Here is a 20,599-nt window from a genome sequence, read left to right as displayed (position 1 = left end):
GTGGCGGTGCAGGATCTGTGGCGTGACCGTCATGGCGCGCCCACACGCCGCGACGGGCGAGGACTACGGTGGCGTGTCGTCGTGGCCGGATGGCCCACCACAGCCTGCCGGACCCGCGCCGAGGCCGAACGCCTCAACGCTGTCAGGCTCACCACCGCCCCACCGCGCCCCGAGGATGGGCGCACTGTCGGCGATCTCGTCGACGTGTGGCTCGACGGCAAGCGTGGCCTCAGCCCTGCCGGGTACGACGCCGCCGCCCTCGCCGCGTCCCACGTCAGGTCACGCTGGGCCCGGACGCCCATCGATCAGGTCACGGCATCCGAGGTGCAGGTGTGGATCGCCGGTCTGACAACCGCCGGAGGACCAGCCTCGTCATCCCTGCGACACCAGGGCCTCCAGTGTCTGCGCGGGGCGCTGCGCGACCGGCTAGACCTGTCGACGGTGACCGCTCCACGCGAGGTCCGCAGGGACGTGCATCCGCTGACGATGGACCAGCTCAGGCTCCTGGCGGCCGAGGTCGACACGGATCCGGCCGCCGGTGAGTCGGCGGCGCTCGTGTGGCTCCTCGGCACGACCGGCCTGAGGATCGGTGAGGCCCTGGCTCTCAACGTCGGAGACGTCGACGAGCGTCGAGGCCGGGTGAGGGTGCACAGGTCGAAGACCGGGCGGGCCAGGGATGTGCCCGTACCGGCGTCGGTCATCGCGATGCTCGACCTTGACGGGCCGGCTGACAGGCCGCTGCTGCGCGCCCACCGTGGAGGGCGTATCGCGAAGGACTCGTGGCGTGAGCGCCGATTCCGTCCGGCGTGCGACCGGCTCGGCTGGGGCGACGTGCGGATCCATGATTTGCGGCACACGGCTGCGTCGCTGGCCATCGCCTCGGGTGCCGATGTCCTGGCGGTGCAGCGGATGCTCGGGCATCGCTCGGCGACGATGACGCTTGATCTGTACGGGCACCTGTGGGATCAGGGGCTGGATGATGTGGCGTCGAGGATGGATCGGCTGATGTCTGACAGTGACACTACCCGTGCCGTACCGGGGTCCTCTGACTAGGTGCGGGGTGTGCTTTGGGAGCAGGAGACCGCAGGTTCGAGTCCTGTCGCCCCGACCANTGCCGATGTCCTGGCGGTGCAGCGGATGCTCGGGCATCGCTCGGCGACGATGACGCTTGATCTGTACGGGCACCTGTGGGATCAGGGGCTGGATGATGTGGCGTCGAGGATGGATCGGCTGATGTCTGACAGTGACACTACCCGTGCCGTACCGGGGTCCTCTGACTAGGTGCGGGGTGTGCTTTGGGAGCAGGAGACCGCAGGTTCGAGTCCTGTCGCCCCGACCATTGGTCCGTACGGGGTGCCGCTGGTTGCCCGGTGGGATCCCCGTGGGGCGGGGTGCGGGTGGATTCCTGACGTGGAGAGGCCGTTCCGATCGCATTTCACGTCTCGAACCCCATCCCCACGTCAGAAATCCACCCGGGAAGGTACCGGCGCGTGCGCGGTGGCTCAGAGCAGCGCCTGCCACCAGTCGGGGATCTGGTCGGCCGGCCGAGGGTACTGCGCCAGTTCAGCGCGCCACATCTCGTCCGTCGGCATGGAGGGGCCCTGGGGGCCGGGCTGGAACGGGGCCTCGGGGCCCGTGTGGAAGTGGACGCGTTTGTCCCACGTGATCCAGACCTGGACCTTTCCGGTGTTGGACAGCTGCATGGTGAATCCGAAGGGGCGGGGCTGGCCGATGGTGCCGTGGGCGTCCTGGAAGGCGATGAGTTCGTTCTGGAGGGCGTCGGGCATCGAGCCGCTCACCTTCTGGCCGTCGTCGCGAACCATGATGAGTTCGCGCCAGATGCACTGCTGCACCCGTAGCCAGGTGAGGGTCGACTCCGTCCATCCCTGCTCAGGCATGAACTGCCACCACATCCGGCCGATCCTCACCTGGGCTGCGGTGAAGGCTTCGAGGTCTTGCACGGGGGCTCCTGTCGGTGGGGGTCCTCTCCGGTGAGGCTAGGTGACACGGGGGTCACACCCCCTCGACGCGGCAGGGCTGAGGTCACTGCCTCCCGACCCGGGCGAACAGCGCCACGATCAACGCGATGAGCCCGACGGTGAGGCCGATGTGTCCCAGGCCGGCGACCCCGGAGATCGCGGGGGAGACGCTCGTGTGCCCGAGCACCTGCAGGACGCCGTGGACGATCATCACCCCGACCGTGACGAGCAGACCGAGATTGAAGCCCCACAGGTAGACGGCGAACGCACGCGTCCGGCTCAGGGTGAAGGCGTTCTCCAGCAGGAGGACGACGAGGGTGAGCAGGAACCCGAGGGCCAGGGTGTGCGTGTGGACCACCGCCAGTTGGGTGACCCCGGTGAACTCGTGGGCCTTGGTGAACTCGCGGTAGAACAGGCCGCCGACCAGACCGAGCACGAGCCACGACGTCGCCGCGTACAGGAGTTTTCGAGATGCTGTCATGCCACCATGACATCAAGCGTGGACCCGCTCATCCATCCCCCGAAAGGATGACTTGTCGAGATGACGGGGGGACGCCCCTCGTGTACTGTGGTGCAGGTCCTTCGGGGCGTGCGGATGTAGCTCAATGGTAGAGCCCCAGTCTTCCAAACTGGCTACGCGAGTTCGATTCTCGTCATCCGCTCCACCGTCGGTCCCCTCGCTGGACCGGTCGACGTCATCTTTTCCCCTGATTCACGGCGCTCAGGAGCGAGCGACGAGTACACTGTGAACATGATCCTGGTCGTGCAAGGCCATCCGGACGCGAGCAGCTTCTGCGCGGCCTTGGCGGGCGCCTACGTCGACGGGATCGGTACTGCCGCTGTGGCCGAGGTCATCGATCTGTCGCGCGCCGACTTCGACCCTGTCCTTCGCATGGGCTACCGCGAGAGAATGCCCGAGGATCCCTTCGTCGAGCGGTCGATCCGATTGGTGCAGGAAGTCGCCCATCTGACCCTCGTCCTCCCCGTGTGGTGGGCGGCCGAGCCGTCGATCCTCAAGGGGTGGTTCGACCGGGTGCTCGTCCCCGGGATCGCCTACCACTACCGACCGGGCAGGCCCGCCCCGGACCGGCTCCTCACCGGACGCACCGCGACTCTCGTCGCCACCTCCCACGCGCCCGCCTGGTACGCCAGGATGCGTCGCAGCTATCCCGTGACGCGACTTCGCAAGGATGTTCTCGGGTACTGCGGGGTCCGCGTCACATCGACCCTCCTGCTCGGAGGGATGGACGGGCCCCGCGACACCGAGGCGTCCCGACGGGCCTTCCTCGAGCGGGTGCGTGCTCGTGGCGCGGCCGACGCAGCCCGCCGGTGAACGATGCTCCTTGCTGACGTGGGTTCCTGACCCCTGCGCGCCTAGCGTGAGGCCCATGACCCAGATCGTCCTGTTCCACCACGTGCTCGGACTGACCGATGGCCTGCGCCATATCGCCGATCGGCTGCGCGACGCCGGCCACGACGTCCTCACCCCGGACCTCTTCGGCGGACGCACCTTCGCGACCATCGCCGAGGGGCTGGCCTTCAGCGAGGACCTCGGTGACGACGCCCTCCTGTCTCGGGCGGAGGACGCGGTCGCCGGGCTCGAGACGCCGATCGTCGCAGGCGTGTCCATGGGCGGCATCCCCGCCGAGCATCTGCTGCTCACTCGGCCGGTGGCCGGAGCGCTCCTGCTGAGCACCTTCGTCGACCCTGGGTTCCTCACCGGATCGTGGCCGGACGAGGTTCCCGTCCATGTGCTGGGGATGGACGCCGATCCGTTCTTCGCCCTCGAGGGGGACCTCGACGCAGCACGGGCCTGGGCGCAGGTCCACGACAACCTGCACGTGCACGTCCTGCCCGGCGACCGTCACCTCTTCATGGACGACTCCACCGACGAGTACGACGCCGAGGCGACGCGACTGCTCATCGCGCGGATCGACGCGCTGGTGAAGGGGATGGCGGACTGAGTCGGTACGGGTCGCGGTGCGTTCCATCGTCCGGCCCTCACTGCCGGCTTGGATGCCCCGACGGCCGCTCGCTAGGATTGGTGGGCATGTGTCCGCCCCTGCGGCGGAGTCATAGATTCGGACCCTTCAGGAGACCTTCGTGCCCAGCACCCTCGAGCAGCTCAGCCCCAACCGGGTCAAGCTCACCATCACGATGACCTTTGATGAGCTCAAGCCCACGCTTGACAAGGCGTACAAGGACATCGCCGGCCAGGTGAACGTCCCCGGGTTCCGCAAGGGCAAGGTCCCCGCCGCCGTCATCGACCAGCGCTTCGGGCGCGGCACCGTCCTCCAGCAGGCCATCAACGACGCCCTGCCCGAGGCCTACGGCAAGGCCGTCGAGGAGAACGACATCGTCCCCCTCGGCCAGCCCGAGGTCGACGTCACCAAGCTCGAGGACGGTGAGCTCGTCGAGTTCACCGCCGAGGTCGACGTCCGGCCCGACTTCGAGGTGCCCGACCCCACGACCATCACCGTCGAGGTGCCCGCCGTCTCCGTCCCCGACGAGGACGTCGACCAGCGCATCGAGCTGCTGCGGGAGCGCTTCGCGACGACCACCGAGGTCGAGCGTGCCGCCGAGAAGGGCGACGTCGTCGTCATCGACCTGGCCGGCAGCCGTGACGGCGAGCCGCTCGCCGACGCCACCGCCGAGGGCATCACCTACAAGGTCGGCTCCGAGGGGATGCTCGAGGGCCTGGACGACGCTGTCGTCGGCCTGACCGCCGGCCAGGACGCCACCTTCCACTCGACCCTCGTCGGCGGGGCCCTGCGCGGCCAGGAGGCCGACATCAAGGTCACCGTCACCAAGGTCTCCTCCCAGGAGCTGCCCGAGGTGGACGACGACTTCGCCCAGCTCGTCAGCCAGTTCGACACCGTCGACGAGATGAAGGCGGACCTCAAGAAGGCCCTGGAGAACCAGGCCCGGCTCGACCAGGCCGCGGACGCCCGCGACAACGTGCTGCAGGCCGTCATCGACAAGGTCGAGTTCGAGCTGCCGTCCAAGCTCGTCGAGTCCGAGATCGAGGCCCGGCGCCAGCAGGTCAGCCAGCAGCTCGCCCAGGCCGGCCTCACCGTCGAGCAGTACCTCGAGGACTCCGAGGAGGAGGCCGACAACGAGGACGACTTCTGGGCCGAGATCGAGAAGCGGTCCATCGACGCCCTACGCGCCCAGATCGTTCTCGACAAGCTCGCCGACGACGAGAAGTCCGAGGTCGAGCAGAACGACCTCACCCAGCTGCTCTTCCAGAAGGCGCAGCAGAACGGGACCTCCCCCGAGCAGGAGGCCCAGCACATGATGGAGCACAACCACATCGGTGAGTGGATGCAGGAGATCCGGCGCGGAAAGGCCCTGGCGAACCTCGTCATGAAGGCCACCGTCAAGGACTCCGAGGGCAACGTCGTCGACCTCGACACCGTCGCGCCCGATGGATCGGTCGTCGAGCCGGCCGAGGAGGGGGCCCTCGCGGCGGCAGCCGCAACGGAGGAGCTCGCGGCGGCAGCCGCAACGGAGGAGCTCGCGGCGGCAGCCGCAACGGAGGAGCTCGCGGCGGCAGCCGCAACGGAGGAGCCCGCGGCGGCAGCCGACACCGCAGCTGACGAGAAGGCCGCCGAGGAGGAGAAGGCCGCCGAGGCCCCCGCCGCGGAGGAGAAGGCCGACAAGAAGCCTGCCAGGAAGGCCCCGGCCAAGAAGCCCGCAGCCAGGAAGACGACGAAGAAGACCGCCGCCAAGGCCGAGGCCGACGAGTCCTGACCACGGTCGAGTCCGTCCCAGCCGCTAGGATCGCTGTGGATCGGCTCTGAGACATCCGTGACCGGCGCCTGCACAATCGCTCGTGCGGCGCCGGTCACGTCGTCCCGGGCCCCGGAAGACCGCTGTCCCGAGGAGGGTCGACATGAGGGTGCCACGTGTTGCGGCCCGCGCTGCCTCGAGGGCTGCCCGGCTGCGCCGCGTCCGCAGCTCCATGCGCGAGGACCTGGCCCTGGCCCGGGCCGTCGAGGCCGGCCAGGTCACCTGGGCCGACGGGGAGGAGCCCGCGGGCGGCGGACCGGCAGAGTCCTCGACGCGCGAGCCCCGGGACGAGTCCGCTGAGCCGTCGGGCCAGCGTTCGTCCCTGCCGGCCCTCACCCTGGCCCTGCTCACCATCGGCGCCGGGTGGTTCGCACTCAGCCTGCTGCACGAGCTCTCCAGCGTCATCGCGCCCCTGTTCTTCGGGCTCAACCTGCTCATCACCGCGTATCCCATCCACCGCTGGATGGTGCGTCACCGCTTCCCGAGCTGGCTCGGCGCGCTCACCTCAGGTCTCACGGTGGTCGTCGTCCTGGCCGCGGGGGTCGCCGGAATGGTGTGGTCGGTTGCCGCAACCGTCGACCAGCTGCAGACCTACACGCCGCGCATGGTCGCGATGTACAAGCAGGCCATCGAGCTGCTCACGCGCTTCGGATGGAGCGAGGACGTCATCGCGTCCAAGCTCAAGGCCATCGACCCGCAGCAGGTGCTGTCGGTCGCCACCTCCCTGGTGTCCGACACCTCGAGCGTCGTGACGATGATCGTCGTCATCCTCACGGCCATGGTCTTCATGATCATGGACACACCGTCCATGCACGAGCGTCTTCGGATCGCCGGCCGCAGCAAGCCCGACATCGTCCTGGCCCTCGAGGGGTTCGCCTCGGGAATCCGACGCTACTGGCTCGTGACGACGCTCTTCGGCATCATCGTCGCCCTCTTCGACTGGGCTGCGCTGTTGGTCATCGGGGTACCGCTGGCGGGGGTCTGGGCCCTGTTCAGCTTCCTCACCAACTACATCCCCAACATCGGCTTCGTCATCGGCCTGCTCCCGCCGGCCCTGCTCGCCCTCTTCCAGGACGGGTGGTGGTCGGCCCTGGCCGTCGTCGTCTCCTACAGCGTGCTCAACTTCGTCATCCAGTCGATCATCCAACCGAAGTTCGCCGGTGACGCCGTCGGACTGACGCCGACGATGTCGTTCCTGTCGCTGTTGTTGTGGGGATGGTGCTTCGGGGCCCTCGGCACGCTCATCGCCCTGCCCTGTTCGCTGTTGGTCAAGTCTCTGCTCATCGATCGCGATCCCGGTGCCCGGTGGGTCAACGCCATCATCTCCTCGCGGCCCGAGGAGGGGGACGACGGCGCCGACGACGCGGAGAGGGACGATCGGGTCGAGCATCCCGGGGATGACGACGTCGCCGGCAGCGGCGAGCAGCCCAGTGCCCAGGAGCGTTCCGACCAGGTCGATGCCCCTGGCCAGCTCGGTGCCGATGCGCTCCCGGAGCACGGTGACGTGGATGCGCGTCCTCACGAGGCTGACGAGCCGGCCGGCGAGGGCTCCGCGAGCTGACGGTGAACCGCTCGGGACGGCGTCAGCGGGCCGGGACGAGCGCGGCGACGGGCGTGCCGAGGGCGAAACCGTGTCACCCCGCACGAAACTGTCGTAGGGGCACGGTAGTTTCGTAGACGTGAACGACATCAATGCACCCAAGGGACCGGGGATGCCCCGGATGGCCGGCGCAGACGCTGCGGGGATCGGCCTCACCGACAACGTCTACCAGTCGCTGCTGCGCAACCGGATCATCTTCCTGGGCTCGGAGGTCAAGGACGAGAACGCCAACGCGCTGTGCGCCCAGATGCTGCTCCTCAACGCGGAGGACCCGACCGCGGACATCTTCCTCTACATCAATTCGCCGGGCGGGTCGATCTCGGCCGGCATGGCTATCTACGACACCATGCAATGGATCTCTAACGACGTCGCCACCGTCGCCATGGGCATGGCCGCGTCGATGGGGCAGTTCCTCCTCACCGCCGGCACCAAGGGCAAGCGGTACGCCCTGCCCCATGCCAAGATCCTCATGCACCAGCCCCTCGGCGGGGTCGGGGGCACGGCCACCGAGATCTCCATCAACGCGAAGTTCCTCAAGGACACCAAGCGCGAGATGGCCGAGATCATCGCCGAGCACACCGGCCAGCCGGTGGAGAAGATCACCGCCGACTCGGACCGCGACCACTGGTTCACCGCCCAGGAGGCCCTCGAGTACGGCTTCATCGACCACGTCTACACCAGCGCCGCCCAGATGGGCCACGACGCCCCCACCAAGTGAGGTACCGCTCCATGAACCGTTTCGACCTGGCTGACTTCAATGCCGCCCAGGCGGGCGCCGCGATGGCGTCCCCGCGCGTCGTCCCGTCGATGGGGGGACTGCCCACCGGCGTCGCCCCGGCGTCCCCCTCGATGGACTACTACATCCCCCAGTGGGAGGAGCGCACGTCCTACGGTGTGCGCCGCGTCGACCCGTACACCAAGCTCTTCGAGGACCGCATCATCTTCCTCGGGACGCCGGTGACCGACGACATCGCCAACGCCATCATGGCGCAGCTGCTGTGCCTGCAGTCGATGGACCCGGATCGTCAGATCAGCATCTACATCAACTCGCCCGGCGGCTCCTTCTCGGCCATGAGCGCGATCTACGACACCATGAAGTACGTCCGCCCCGACATCCAGACCGTCTGCCTGGGCATGGCGGCCTCCGCGGCCGCCGTCCTCCTGGCGGCGGGGACGAAGGGCAAGCGCTTCGCCCTGCCGAACTCGACCGTCCTCATCCACCAGCCGGCGATGGGGCAGTCGACCTACGGACAGGCCACCGACATCGAGATCCTCGACGACGAGATCCAGCGGATCCGTCGACTCATGGAGAAGATGTTGTCGGAGGCCACCGGGCAGAGCATCGAGCAGGTGTCCAAGGACGTCGACCGGGACAAGTACCTCACCGCCGAAGGGGCCAAGGAGTACGGCCTCATCGACGAGATCTTCGGGGACCAGTGAGGTCCTGAGGACGACACGCCCGGCTCGGGGCCGCACCTTTCCCGGTGAGGGCACCGCGCCGGGCTAGGGTGGGTGGAACCACGGACCGGCCGGGACCGGACGGTGGCCGGTTGGACGAACGGGACGGATCAGTCGCGAGAGGAGGGGGACGACATGGCGCGGATCGGTGAGAGCAGTGACCTTTTCAAGTGTTCCTTCTGCGGAAAGAGCCAGAAACAGGTGAAGAAGCTCATCGCGGGGCCGGGGGTGTACATCTGTGACGAGTGCATCGACCTGTGCAACGAGATCATCGAGGAGGAATTCTCCGAGTCCAGTTCGCTCGGCCCCCTCGACGAGCTGCCCCGTCCCCAGGAGATGTGCCAGTTCCTCGACTCCTACGTCATCGGGCAGGACGAGGCCAAGCGCACGCTCTCAGTCGCCGTCTACAACCACTACAAGCGGATCCAGGCCGCCTCCGAGGTCTCCCGCGCCCGCCGGGCCGAGGACGACGGCATCGAACTGGGCAAGTCGAACATCCTCCTGCTCGGGCCCACCGGCTGCGGCAAGACCTACCTCGCCCAGACCCTCGCCCGTCGCCTCAACGTGCCCTTCGCCATGGCCGACGCCACGGCCCTCACCGAGGCGGGGTACGTGGGCGAGGACGTCGAGAACATCCTCCTCAAGCTCATCCAGGCCGCCGACTTCGACATCAAGAAGGCCGAGACCGGGATCATCTACATCGACGAGGTCGACAAGGTCGCCCGCAAGTCCGAGAACCCGTCGATCACCCGTGACGTCTCCGGTGAAGGGGTCCAGCAGGCGCTGCTCAAGATCCTCGAGGGGACCCAGGCCTCGGTGCCTCCCCAGGGCGGGCGCAAGCACCCCCACCAGGACTTCCTCCAGATCGACACGACGAACATCCTCTTCATCGTCGGCGGCGCCTTCGCCGGCCTGGAGGACATCATCAACAAGCGCGTCGGCAAGCGCCCGCTGGGGTTCAACCGAGACCAGAGCCTGCACGCCGTCGAGGATGAGGACATCCTGTCCCAGGTCACCCCGGAGGACCTGCACCAGTTCGGACTCATCCCCGAGTTCATCGGTCGGTTGCCCATGGTGACGACCGTCCACGCCCTCGACCGGGACGCCTTGGTGCGTATCCTCACCGAGCCGCGCAATGCCCTGGCCCGACAGTTCGAGAAGCTCTTCGAGATCGACGGGGTCCAACTCGAGTTCACCGACGAGGCCATCGGTGCCATCGCCGACAAGGCCCTGCAACGGGGGACCGGGGCTCGAGGGCTGCGCGCCATCATCGAGGAGACCCTCATGGACGTCATGTTCGAGGTGCCGTCGCGGGACGACGTCGCCCGGGTCGTCGTCACCGAGCAGGCCGTTCGCGGCGAGCAGCGATGTGAGTACTCCTCGCGGGCGCGCATCGCGCGGAACCGCGGCAAGCTCAGCGCCTGACCATCACCGGGTGGGCATCAGAGGGTCTCGACGTAGAGCTTCGCCTCGACGAGACTCGCCCCGGTGAGCTCGCGGTACCGCTTGACCGCGGAGATGACGCCCACCGTCTCCTTGACCTGACGCACCTCGTCGCGGATCGCGGTGGTCCGGTCGTCGACGATGCCGAGGTGCTCCATGACGACGTCGAGCTTGCGCTCGATGCGCGAGAGCTGGATCGTCAGTGCGGTCGTGTCGGTGAACATGCTGTTCCTTCCGGGTCATGGATCCTGAGTCGTGGCCTCAGGAGCCCAGGTTGATGACCTCCCGCAGGAGTTCGGAGGCCATGGTCTGCAGGTGCTTCGTCGACGCCTTGCGCTCCCTGCCGCGCTGGAGCCGGGCCAACGGGATGAGCCGGGAGATCTCGTCCGCCCGCTGCATCCACGTCCCCGCGCGCGGGTCGGAGGTCGTGCGCGCGTAGGCCCGCACCGAGGCGACGGTGGCCTCCACCTTGCCCAACGGGGTCCGCGCCGCGGCGGAGGTGCGAGCCGAGGAGTACCCCTTGCGCAGGGCGTCCGCGGCTCGATCGTCCTTGTTGACGACGTCCCACAGGTCCTTGGCGATGGGCACGGCGGCCGCGACGGCGGTTCCGATGGCCCTGGCGCGGATGGACTTGCTCGGCATGACGGTGACCTCTCGACGGGACGGACCCATCCATGGTGACAGATGGCAGGTTCCCATGGGGGAGCAGCGAAGTCCGTGGAACTGTCCTCGGGCTTGGATAGGCTCTCGCCATGGCTTCTGGATACCTGCGTTACCCCGACGTGCACGACGACCGCGTCGTCCTCGCCGCCGACGACGACCTGTGGCTCGTTCCGCTGACGGGAGGGCGTGCCGCCCGACTCACGAGCGACCACGTTCCCGTGCGCAATCCCCGATTCTCCCCGGACGGGACGAAGGTCGCCTGGACCTCGTCCCTGGCCCAGCGCCCCGAGGTGTACGTCCTCGACCTGGCCAGCGGCGACCAGCGTCGACTCACCTGGCTCGGTGCCCGCAAGCTGCTGACGATCGGGTGGCTCGACGACGATCACATCGTCTTCTCCTCACCGCACCAGACCAATGACGTCGGCCTCATGTGGTTGTACTCGGTGAGCCTCGACGGCGTCATCGACAGGCTGCACCACGGTCCGGGCATGGACCTGGCCGTGTCGGACCGGGGAGACGTCGCGACGGTCACCCCGAACTCCGGCGACTGCTCCCGGTGGAAGCGCTACCGAGGAGGGACGGCCGCCCAGATCTGGCTGCGTCCCGCCGACGCGGAGAAGTCGCTGCGCGTCCTGCGCGACGGCAATGACGACCACGACGGGCTCTACGCCGCGGCCGGGCGATACGGCATCGGCTGGTACGACGGGCGGCTGTTCTTCACCTCCGACATGGGTGCGACGCTGCCCGACCACCCGACCGAGCAGGCGCAGATCTGGTCGGTCGACGACCACGGGCACGATCTTCGTCAGCACACCCACCACGGCGAGGACCAGGGCTACGTCCGCGACCCGCGCACCGACGGGAGGACGATCGTCTACCACGCGCGCGGCCAGCTCTACGCCATGGCCGGGCTCGACGAGCGCCCTCGTCAGATCGACGTCGACCTGGGCATCGGCGCGCCGGCGGCCTTCCCGGTGGAGCCGACGGACCGGCTCGAGGCGGTCGTCGCCGATCATGGCGGTGACGGGTCGCTGCTCGAGTGGCGTGGCGCCGCGTACTACCTCACCCATCGCAGCGGACCGGCACGGGCCCTGGCGGCCGAGGACGGGGTCCGCATTCGCGAACCGCGCGTGCTCGGCGACACCGGCCTGGGTGTCTGGGCCAGTGACGTCGAGGGGGAGGACTGCCTTGAGGTCGCGGCTCTCGACGGCACGGGCGAGCGTCGCCGGATCGCCTCCGGGCAGCTCGGCCGGGTGCTGTGGCTCGCGTCGAGCCCCGACGGTGCCAAGGTGGCCGTCGTGAGCCACGACGGCCGGGTCCTCGTCGTGTCGGTCGAGTCCGGGTCGGTGACGCAGGTCGGCGTCTCCACCCAGGGAGAGGCCACCGGCCTTGCCTGGTCTCCCGACGGCCGCTACCTCGTGTGGCGCGCCGGCAGCGACGGCGAGGGCGACCACGGTCGCATCGTCTGCTGGGACGAGCAGGGCGGCGGGGAGTCCTTCCCCCTCACCAAGGGCACGTTCGACGACTCGAACCCCGTGTTCACCAGCGACGGCAAGTACCTCGTCCTCCTGTCGGCCAGGACCTTCGACCCGAGCTACGACGGACAGACCTTCGATCTGTCCTTCGGCCACACGATCCGCCCGTGGCTGGCACCGCTGAGCGCGACCGAGCCTTCCCCCTTCGGCCCGACCCCCGAGGGGTGGCGGATCAGTGAGGTGCAGGACGCCAAGTCCAAGCAGTCCGCTGAGGCCGAGACGTCCAAGGACGAGGAGAAGGTCACCTGCCACCTCGACGTCGATGGCTTCGAGGAGCGACTCGTGCCCTTCCCGGTGCCGTCGGGCCCGTACCGTGGGCTGGCGGCCGTCAAGGACGGACTCACCTGGATCGAGGTCGCCGACCGCGGTGGCGAGCTCGGGGCGGCCCGGGCCGGGGTCAGCGGGGACGCTCCCACCGATGCCCTCGTGCACTACGGTCTGGCCTCCCGGCACGCCGACAGGCTCTGTGACGCCGTCGACTCGTACTCCGTGTCCGGGGATGGCGAGCGGCTCGTCGTGCGGCACAAGGACGACGTGACGGTCATCCCGGCCGACCACAAGGTCGAGTCGGACGATCCGGCGCACATCAGCGTCGACCTCGGTCGGCTCCGTCGTCGGATCGTCCCTCGCGACGAGTGGCGTCAGATGTTCGACGAGAACGGCCGCATCATGGCCAGCCACTACTGGCGTGACGACATGAACGGGGTCGACTGGGACGGGGTGCTGCGTCGGTACCGGCCGCTGGTCGACCGCATCCACAGCCTCGACGACCTGCACGACATCCTCTGGGAGACGGTCGGCGAACTCAACACCTCGCACTCCTACGTGAGCCCGGCCGGGCTGGACGGTGAGGCCAGCCTGCGCGCCGGCCTGCTCGGTGTCGACCACGGCGCCCCCGGCGACGACGGGGTCCCGATCGTCCGGGTGGTGCCGGGGGAGTCCTCCGACCCGCTGGCCTGGTCGCCGCTGCGGGCCGCCGGTGTGGCGGTGCGCGACGGGGACGTCATCGTCGCCGTCGACGGGCATCGGGTCGGGCGGTCGCTCGGCCTGGGGCAGGCTCTCGAGGGGTCGGCCGGGCAGACGGTCGAGCTCACCGTGCGCAGTGGATCGCAGGAGCGTCGGGTGGCCGTCGTCCCGATGGCCGACGAGGCGACCCTGCGGTACCACGACTGGGTGGCCTCACGGCGTCGCTACGTCGAGGAGCGTTCCGGTGGCCGGCTGGGGTACCTCCACGTCCCCGACATGGTGTCGATGGGCTGGGCCGAGCTGCACCGGCAGATCTCCGAGGCCACCAGGCACGAGGGAGTCATCGCCGACGTGCGGTTCAACCACGGTGGACACACCTCACAGCTGGTCGTCGAGCGACTGGCCCGGAAGGTCGTCGGATGGGACTTCGCGCGGTACTACGGCGAGCCCATGACCTACCCGCAGAACGCCGTGCGCGGTCCCATCGTCATGGTGACGAACCAGTGGGCCGGGTCCGACGGCGACATCGTCTCGGCGGTGACCCAGGCGATGGGCTACGCGACGATCGTCGGCGAGCGGTCGTGGGGCGGCGTCGTCGGCATCGACGGACGCTTCGACCTCGTCGACGGGACGTCGGTGACCCAGCCGCGGTACGCCGGCTGGTACGGGAACTACGGATGGGGCGTCGAGAACCACGGCGTCGATCCCGACATCGAGGTCATCGTCTCGCCCGAGGACTGGGAGTCCGAGCAGGACGTCCAGCTCGACGCCGCCATCGACGTCTGTCTCGCGGCGTTGGCGGAGCATCCGGCGGCGACGCCGCCCGCCTTCCCCGGCCCGGCGTTCGGTGGGTCGAGGAAGGACTGACCCTCCTGGTCGACAGTGCCCGGGGCCACCATGGTGGCCCCGGGCACTGTGTGTCTGTGTGTGGGTTCGGTCGGGGCGGCGCCCGGGGCCAGCGTCGAGGGTGGGTCCGGCCGGCGGTGGCCCCGGGGATGAGCGTCAGGAAATCGCCCCCACAGAGCGATCGTTCCCCTCCAGGGGAACATCTCGCCGCTCAGGGTGATGTCCTGACATCTGCTGGGGGCGACCGAGTCAGACAGTCGCCCGGGACGTGATCCGTGGGGACGTAGTCGGCCGGAGAACACAACGCGACGGGCGGGGCCGCGTGGCCCCGCCCGTCATCGGTCGCTCACCGCGACGCCGGTGCTCTCACCGCCGTCGCAGATGCGACACTCCCGCCATGACCATCAGGGCCGCTGCGGTGAGCGGCGCCACGGCGTCCGCCCCGGAGGCTCCGGTGTGCGGCAGCGTGCCGGGCTTGCTGGGCTTGCTGGGCTTGCTGGGGTGGGCCGGTGTGCTGGGTCGTCCGGGCTCGCCCGGGGCACCGGGACCGGTCGGCGAGGCAGGCTGGCTCGGCGTGGTGCTGGGCTGGCTCGGCGTCACCGTCGGCGTGGCACTGGGCGTGTCACCCGGCGTCGGGGTCGGGGTCGGCGTGGGGGTCGGCGTCACGGACCCCGAGCAGCTCGCCGACAACCGGATCTCCCCGGCCCCGCCGAACTGTGCCCCGTTCTGCGAGGAGGTCTCCACGAGCTTGACGAACGGGCCGGTCGCCGGCTTGGCGAACTCGACGATCTGCGGCGTCGTCACATCGGAGAAATCACCCGAGGCCACCGGGTCACCCCAGGTCTTGCCGTCGGTCGACACGTACACCTGGTAGCCCTTGGCGCGGCCGTTGGCTGCGCTCTGACGGGCGGTGTACTCCAGACCCTTGATCTGGCAGGTCGTCCCCGCAGTGAGCGAGGCGGTCGGCCGGATGACGATCGAGTGCGGGTAGCTGTCGACGGTCGGGTCCCACTGGGTGTGCCAGTAGGTCGACGGATCGCCGTCGATGGCGGCCGCCGCCGGGCCGTTCGGCGCCGGCTCGGCGTCCCCGGTCTGCTCCGAGCTCGCCTCGACGAGCGTGAGGTCAGCCCCACCGATCGGGTCCACGAGCGGGAAGTGTCCCGGGTCGACCGGGATCGACTCGGTGCTCTGCCCTGCCTTGCCGTCCTGGGTCCACGTGGCCTTGACCGTGAGGTCCCCGGCCGCAGCGTTGCGCGGTACCGTGACCGTCCATGTCGCCGTGGCGTCGTGTCCGGCCGACACGCTCGTGGCCGCCGTGCTCACCGGCCTCACCGTCCACCCCTGAGGGCCGGTGAGGGCCAGCTGGACCTCGGTGGCCGAGCCCTGCGACAGGGCCAGCGAGGCGGTGACGGTGAGCTCGCGCATCGTCGGATCGGACGACGTCACCGCCTTCGAGGTGACCGACAGGACCGGCTTGGCACCGAGGTCCTCGACCCGGAACCGGTCGATGACGAGGTCTCCCTGGACCTTGCTGCCCTGCTTGACGACCCCGAGGAAGGCGTGCTCCCCAGCGGCGAACTCGGTGCTGAACACCTTGGTCCCCGAACCGGTCGTCGTCCCGGAGTGCCATCCGGCGCCTCGAGCCTGGGCGATCGGCACGGTGCGGTCGACGGTCGCCTTCCACGCGCTTCCGGTGGAGGTGTCGTGACCGACGACCAGCGAGTAGTCGTCGTCATAGGCGGTCTGGTAGTCGAAGCTCACCCGATAGGTGTGCCCCTTGGACAGGGGGACGAGCCCCTGGGTGGTGCGCAGGATGAGTCCGCCGTTCTCCTGATGGGCCATGAGCGACCACTGACCGTCGAGGACGTTGTCGAGGTACTTCTGCCCCTCGGTCGCGGCACGGTCGGAGTCGTTGACCAGGCCGTACCAGCCGGACTGCGAGTAGGGCGCGTGCTTCTGCGCGAGCTGGGTACGGGCATCGCCACTGGCATTGGCCGACCCGGTGACGAACGGCCCGTAGCCGTCGTCGATGTGCTCGAAGTCCTCGTAGAGGACGGTCGATCCGGTCGACGCCGGGTCCTTCGGGGTCGTCGTGGGGACGACGCGCAGGTCATCGACCGAGACGACTGCCGAGCCCTCGGCGGCACGGACGGAGAGGGTCACCGCGGACCCGTCCGAGGTGAAGCGCACCGGGACCCGCTGGAAGTACGTGCCGACCTTCTCGTCGGAGGCGGTCGCGTTCGGAGCCGTCGAGGCGTCGATCGACGTCACAGCCTCACCCTTGCGCCCGGCCTGGTGACCGGCAGGGGAGACCCCGGACCCGGACACCGCGACCTCGACGTGGCGGGTCGCACCAGGCTGGACCTGAACCCAGGCCCAGGCGCTCCAGGTCCCCGCGGGCAGGGCGAGCTGCTGCGACAGGGAGGACGCCCCCGCCCCGAGCTCGGCCTGGAAGTTGCCCCGGGCGGACTTCGTCACCGTGACCGCTCCGCTCGTGCGGTAGGCCTTCGTCGTTCCCGAGAAGAAGCCCGGGTCGGCGATGTGACTGCTCTCCCCCCAGTTGGGGGTCGCGGCTGCCGGGACGGCCGAGGTCGGGTACACGACGTATGCCGTGTTCGCCGCGGTGGCCGGCAGCGAGACCTTGCCGCCCGAGACGGGCAGGTCGGCGACCTTGACGCGTCCGGTGTCGGTGAGCTTGAACAGCGTGAGGCCGGACTGCGAGGCCCAGGCCTTCGTCAGCTGCCAGGTGGCCGGCTGCCCCGAGGGGTTCCAGTAGTACAGCCGGTCCTTGCCGCCGTCCTTCCACGGCAGCAGGTACGTGCCGTCGTGGTAGACGACCGCTCCGTCGGTGGTGACGGTGCGATCGGTCGGAAGGGTCCGGCCGTCGATGGAGCTCAACGGCGAGGTGGCGACGGTCCCGTCGGCCAGCTTCACCTCATGGTCGGACCAGCCGACGATGGGGGAGCGCTGCATGAACTTCGTCGGCAGGTTGCGCTCCCACACGTTGGCGATGAAGGCGTTGTAGTCGTTGTGTCCCGTCCAGCCCTCGAACTCGACGACGTTGGTATTGCCGAGCATGGGGTCGGGGTTCCACGTGTCGCGGTAGGAGTTCTCGACGAAACGGATGAGCCGGGAGTTGAGGCCCTTGTTGTTGGAGCCGCCGTAGTTCTCGTCATTGGCCCAGTGCGACCAGGTGCTCGAGCGGGGCATGGCGTCGGCCCACTCGGAGCCCTGACGCCACCCCTGCTTGGCCACCTCGGCCGCGAACCGGTCGCCCTGCCAGCCGCGCGGGTAGTAGACGTCCCAGTACAGCCAGTTGAGGTTGCTGTCGGCGGGGAAGTCCTTGCGCAACTGCGCCAGCCGCTGGAGGACCGCACCGGTGGCCAGGTCCTTGGGGCTGTTCATGTAGTACGCCTGGTTCATCCAGCCCCAGGCCTTCTGCGGGGGCATCTGCAGCAGGTCGGGTCCGAAGGCCATGGCCTCGGAGTACGACTCGGTGGCATTGACGTGGATGCCGAAGGTGGCGTTCCACGACTTGCCCTGGTTCACCAGGGTGCGCAGGTCGGTGAGGCCGCCGGCCTTGTCGTTGTAGTGGCCGGCGTAGTCACCTTGGGCCGAGTCGTGTCCCTCGGCCTGGTAGCCCTTGAGCAGGACCTGTTGGCCGAGCCCGTCGGTGGCCAGGGAGATCCGCTTGACGTCGTCGAGGGTTCGCAGGAACGGGTGGGTCGCCTGGGAGACGATGTTGAAGGGGATGTGCGCGATGACGTCGTTCGGCACCTCGGCGGCGCCGACGATCGGCGTGAGGATGTGCCGGGTCGCGATGGCGCCGTCCTGCCAGTCGACGGTGCCGTCGGCATTGGCGTCGGCGGTGAGACGGACCTGGATCATGGGGTCGTCGTCGGGGCCGATCCCGGACCCGTCGTCGTAGGTCGTCACGGCACCCGAACGGTAGGTCCACTGGGCGGGGGAGACGGAGGCCACGGTCGTGCCCGAGACGTCCTTGACGGTGTGGACGAAGCGGGCGGTCGTGCCGCCTCCCTGGGAGACCGTGTTGTCGCCGATGGCGTTGGTCTCGAAACCGGCTGCCAGGGTGGAGCTGTTGGCCGTGACCATCCAGGCACTGCCGGTTCCGGGGCTCGCCGTCGAGACGTCGATGACCTTGTCACCGGAGGTTCCTCGGCTCACCGAGATGTCGGCGGCGAGGATCCGGGACTTCGCGTCGGCGCCGGTGAGGCTCACGAGGTCGAGGCCGGGGATGGCGATGCGGTGCACGAGCTTGCCGGGGTCGACGATGTCGGTGAGCTTGTACGTGAGGGTCCCGTTCCTGACGGAGACCACAGCGGTGAGGTGGACGCCGTCCAGCCCGGGAAGGGCGATCGGGTAGCTCACCGACCGCTTGTCGGCGGAGACGGAGGCCTTGCCGACGGTGACCTTCTGGACCTTCCCGTCGATGGTCATCGAGGACAGCGCGCTGCCGTACTGGCCGACGAGGGTCCGACCGGCCAGGGAGTAGTCGATGACCTGGGGGAAGTCGGGTCGCAGACGCACCGACAGGGTGCCGTCACCGATCGACAGCGTTCCCTCGGGCACCTGGGGGGTGAGTGGGGCGGCGGGGGTGGTCGGCGTCGCCGAGGGGGTCGAGGCGGTGAAGGCGTTGAACTCGGCGAGGGAGGCCACCTGTTCCGTGGGGGACGTGTCCGCCGAGCCGCTCGCTCCGCCCCAGCTGGAGTCGTACTGCACCTTGACGCAGGTCGCCTTGACCGGGGTGTCGAGGACGATCGACCGCACCTGGGCCTTGTTGGCGACGAGGCCGTCGAACTGGCCGGAGGCCACCGGGGAGGCGGTGCCGAAGGAGTCCTTGGTGCACTGCGGGGCGTTGACGGCGAACAGCTTGTACTCGTGGACGCGTCCCGATCCGTTGGAGGACTGTCGCGGCGTGAGGTCGACCCGGCCGAGGTCGACGGGCTCATCGCCGAGCTTGACGACGAACCAGTGCGGCAGCGGTGCCACCGAGCCGGACCACTGGGTGTGCCAGTAGGTCGACTCGTCGCCGTCGAGGATGAGGGAGATCGGGCCGTTGGAGCCCTCACCGCTGGTCTCGACCGAATCGGCGGCGACCGCTGTCATGGCGGCCTGGTCGATGCGTGTGTACGCGGGCGCGCCGGTGGCCGGCGAGGCCGCGACGGCCATCGCGGCGATCATGCCGGTCGTGACGATCCCGACCCCGATCGCCGTTGTTCTTCGTTGTGACATCGCTGTCCTTCCCCTGGTTCGCGACGGCGGGCACCACTGCTCCGCCGTCCGAGGCCATCGTATGAACACGTGTACATTAGCAGTGCAAGGCGCTCAGCGGGAGTGTTCACGTCAATTCGTTGCCGGTCGGTGCGGAACCTCACTCGAGACGTGGCGGCTGGCGCCCGGTGCGGGTGTCGTGCGTCGGCCCGGCCGGCGGCGGCCCCGGGGCGAGCATCAGGAAAATCCCCCCGGAGGGCGATCGTTCCCCGCCAGGGGAACATCTCGGTGCTCACGGTGATTCCTGACACCAGAAGCCGGGAACCGTGCCTGCGGCCCGGGGACCCGCCCCTAGGATGACGCCCATGTCACACGGGAGCGTCGAGGATCTGCGTCACGCACGGCGGATCGTCCTGCACGGGGTGACCGGCTCCGGCAAGTCGACCGCGGCCCTCCGTCTCGGGGAGGCCCTGGGGATCCCGGTGCACCTCGTCGACGAGGAGATCGGCTTCCTGCCGGCCGAGGAGAGCCCGTGGACGAACCGCTCGCCCGACGAGATGCGCGCCATCGCCGCCGGGCTCAGCGCCGAGGAGGCCTGGATCCTCGACTCGACCTACTCCCACTTCCGGGACGTCGTCATGGCCCGCGCCGAGATCGTCATCGGGCTCGACTACTCGCGCTGGCTGTCCCTCGGGCGCCTGGTGAGACGGTGCATCGTGCGGATCATCGACGGCACCCCGATCTGCAACGGCAACCGCGAGACCGTGGGCAACCTCGTCTCCAAGGATTCGATCCTGCGATGGCACCTCACCTCGTTCGCCCGTAAGCGCGCGACGATGCGGGCCCTGCACGACGACCCGGCAGCGCTCCCGACGATCCTGCTCGCCCGTCCGCGGGACCTGGATCGCCTCGTCGCGGCCGCCCGAACCCCCTGACCACCCGGATACGGCCGGGGACGCCCGGGACAGCGTCAGAAAAATCCCGTGAGCGCGGGTTTCCTCCCCTCGAAGGGAGGAAACCCGCGCTCACGGGAATTTCACGACATCGAGGGCCGCAGCGACCCCCGGGATGACGACCCGATCGGG

At 69.0% G+C, this 20,599-nt stretch carries 14 protein-coding genes, 1 tRNA gene and 1 pseudogene; 11 read left to right on the top strand and 5 right to left on the bottom strand.

Features of this window, described 5'->3' with window-relative positions; genetic code table 11:
* Entirely contained in the window at positions 1-1,053 is a 1,053-nt protein-coding gene (locus E0E30_RS07755) for a tyrosine-type recombinase/integrase (protein WP_130865811.1), read from the top strand.
* Between the two features lie 449 nt (positions 1,054-1,502).
* Here E0E30_RS07755 and E0E30_RS07740 read toward each other — a convergent pair whose 3' ends face one another.
* Complete coding sequence (locus E0E30_RS07740; protein ID WP_130865810.1) at positions 1,503-1,961, bottom strand: hypothetical protein; 459 nt, start codon at positions 1,959-1,961, stop codon at positions 1,503-1,505.
* Positions 1,962-2,043: 82 nt separating this feature from the next.
* Entirely contained in the window at positions 2,044-2,460 is a 417-nt protein-coding gene (locus E0E30_RS07735; RefSeq protein WP_130865809.1) for a DUF2871 domain-containing protein, read from the bottom strand.
* 110 nt (positions 2,461-2,570) lie between these two features.
* Here E0E30_RS07735 and E0E30_RS07730 point away from each other — a divergent pair.
* From E0E30_RS07730 to clpX, 8 genes and pseudogenes are all read left to right on the top strand, one after another.
* Positions 2,571-2,644: transfer RNA gene (locus E0E30_RS07730), tRNA-Gly, on the top strand.
* A gap of 86 nt (positions 2,645-2,730) precedes the next feature.
* A complete protein-coding gene (locus tag E0E30_RS07725) occupies positions 2,731-3,312 on the top strand; it encodes an NAD(P)H-dependent oxidoreductase (RefSeq protein WP_130865808.1) in 582 nt (193 codons plus the stop codon).
* 55 nt (positions 3,313-3,367) lie between these two features.
* Positions 3,368-3,943, top strand: coding sequence for a dienelactone hydrolase family protein (locus E0E30_RS07720; protein WP_130865807.1), 576 nt, complete (start codon positions 3,368-3,370; stop codon positions 3,941-3,943).
* 139 nt (positions 3,944-4,082) lie between these two features.
* Positions 4,083-5,732: a trigger factor gene (tig, locus tag E0E30_RS07715; RefSeq protein WP_130865806.1), complete on the top strand. Its 1,650-nt coding sequence runs from the start codon at positions 4,083-4,085 to the stop codon at positions 5,730-5,732.
* A 211-nt stretch (positions 5,733-5,943) separates the two neighbouring features.
* Positions 5,944-7,134, top strand: a pseudogene (locus tag E0E30_RS07710) (AI-2E family transporter); the annotation flags it as partial.
* Positions 7,135-7,483: 349 nt separating this feature from the next.
* The gene (locus E0E30_RS07705; protein WP_130866808.1) at positions 7,484-8,089 is read left to right on the top strand and encodes an ATP-dependent Clp protease proteolytic subunit; all 606 of its coding nucleotides are present in this window, start codon (positions 7,484-7,486) and stop codon (positions 8,087-8,089) included.
* A gap of 11 nt (positions 8,090-8,100) precedes the next feature.
* Complete coding sequence (locus E0E30_RS07700; protein ID WP_130865804.1) at positions 8,101-8,811, top strand: ATP-dependent Clp protease proteolytic subunit; 711 nt, start codon at positions 8,101-8,103, stop codon at positions 8,809-8,811.
* A gap of 153 nt (positions 8,812-8,964) precedes the next feature.
* Entirely contained in the window at positions 8,965-10,254 is a 1,290-nt protein-coding gene (clpX, locus tag E0E30_RS07695) for an ATP-dependent Clp protease ATP-binding subunit ClpX (protein ID WP_130865803.1), read from the top strand.
* Between the two features lie 17 nt (positions 10,255-10,271).
* Here the strand turns inward: clpX and E0E30_RS07690 are convergent, their stop codons facing one another.
* Complete coding sequence (locus E0E30_RS07690; protein WP_130865802.1) at positions 10,272-10,496, bottom strand: hypothetical protein; 225 nt, start codon at positions 10,494-10,496, stop codon at positions 10,272-10,274.
* 37 nt (positions 10,497-10,533) lie between these two features.
* Positions 10,534-10,914 carry a hypothetical protein gene (locus E0E30_RS07685; RefSeq protein WP_130865801.1) on the bottom strand — a complete coding sequence of 127 codons (381 nt, stop codon included), beginning with the start codon at positions 10,912-10,914 and terminating at the stop codon, positions 10,534-10,536.
* Between the two features lie 110 nt (positions 10,915-11,024).
* Between E0E30_RS07685 and E0E30_RS07680 the strand changes: the two genes are divergently transcribed.
* Positions 11,025-14,303 carry a S41 family peptidase gene (locus E0E30_RS07680; protein ID WP_130865800.1) on the top strand — a complete coding sequence of 1,093 codons (3,279 nt, stop codon included), beginning with the start codon at positions 11,025-11,027 and terminating at the stop codon, positions 14,301-14,303.
* 345 nt (positions 14,304-14,648) lie between these two features.
* On the opposite strand, the gene E0E30_RS13640 is transcribed toward E0E30_RS07680, so the two are convergent.
* Positions 14,649-19,535 carry an endo-alpha-N-acetylgalactosaminidase family protein gene (locus tag E0E30_RS13640; RefSeq protein WP_130865799.1) on the bottom strand — a complete coding sequence of 1,629 codons (4,887 nt, stop codon included), beginning with the start codon at positions 19,533-19,535 and terminating at the stop codon, positions 14,649-14,651.
* A 344-nt stretch (positions 19,536-19,879) separates the two neighbouring features.
* Between E0E30_RS13640 and E0E30_RS07670 the strand changes: the two genes are divergently transcribed.
* Positions 19,880-20,449: a P-loop NTPase family protein gene (locus E0E30_RS07670; RefSeq protein WP_245306547.1), complete on the top strand. Its 570-nt coding sequence runs from the start codon at positions 19,880-19,882 to the stop codon at positions 20,447-20,449.
* Positions 20,450-20,599 lie beyond the last annotated feature (150 nt).

It is taken from the genome of Acidipropionibacterium timonense (genome assembly GCF_900605005.1).
GTDB lineage: Bacteria > Actinomycetota > Actinomycetes > Propionibacteriales > Propionibacteriaceae > Cutibacterium > Cutibacterium timonense.
The sequence above is the reverse complement of the archived record's forward strand: the minus strand, read 5'-3'. Positions and strand labels throughout refer to the sequence as shown.

What these genes read in the sequence shown, in the direction of transcription:
- E0E30_RS07735 (WP_130865809.1), bottom strand. Translation starts at nt 2,460, where the DNA reads ATGACAGCATCTCGAAAACTCCTGTACGCGGCGACGTCGTGGCTCGTG.
- E0E30_RS07725 (WP_130865808.1), top strand. Translation starts at nt 2,731, where the DNA reads ATGATCCTGGTCGTGCAAGGCCATCCGGACGCGAGCAGCTTCTGCGCG.
- E0E30_RS07720 (WP_130865807.1), top strand. Translation starts at nt 3,368, where the DNA reads ATGACCCAGATCGTCCTGTTCCACCACGTGCTCGGACTGACCGATGGC.
- E0E30_RS07705 (WP_130866808.1), top strand. Translation starts at nt 7,484, where the DNA reads ATGCCCCGGATGGCCGGCGCAGACGCTGCGGGGATCGGCCTCACCGAC.
- E0E30_RS07700 (WP_130865804.1), top strand. Translation starts at nt 8,101, where the DNA reads ATGAACCGTTTCGACCTGGCTGACTTCAATGCCGCCCAGGCGGGCGCC.
- clpX (WP_130865803.1), top strand. Translation starts at nt 8,965, where the DNA reads ATGGCGCGGATCGGTGAGAGCAGTGACCTTTTCAAGTGTTCCTTCTGC.
- E0E30_RS07690 (WP_130865802.1), bottom strand. Translation starts at nt 10,496, where the DNA reads ATGTTCACCGACACGACCGCACTGACGATCCAGCTCTCGCGCATCGAG.
- E0E30_RS07685 (WP_130865801.1), bottom strand. Translation starts at nt 10,914, where the DNA reads ATGCCGAGCAAGTCCATCCGCGCCAGGGCCATCGGAACCGCCGTCGCG.
- E0E30_RS07680 (WP_130865800.1), top strand. Translation starts at nt 11,025, where the DNA reads ATGGCTTCTGGATACCTGCGTTACCCCGACGTGCACGACGACCGCGTC.
- E0E30_RS13640 (WP_130865799.1), bottom strand. Translation starts at nt 19,535, where the DNA reads ATGTCACAACGAAGAACAACGGCGATCGGGGTCGGGATCGTCACGACC.
- E0E30_RS07670 (WP_245306547.1), top strand. Translation starts at nt 19,880, where the DNA reads ATGTCACACGGGAGCGTCGAGGATCTGCGTCACGCACGGCGGATCGTC.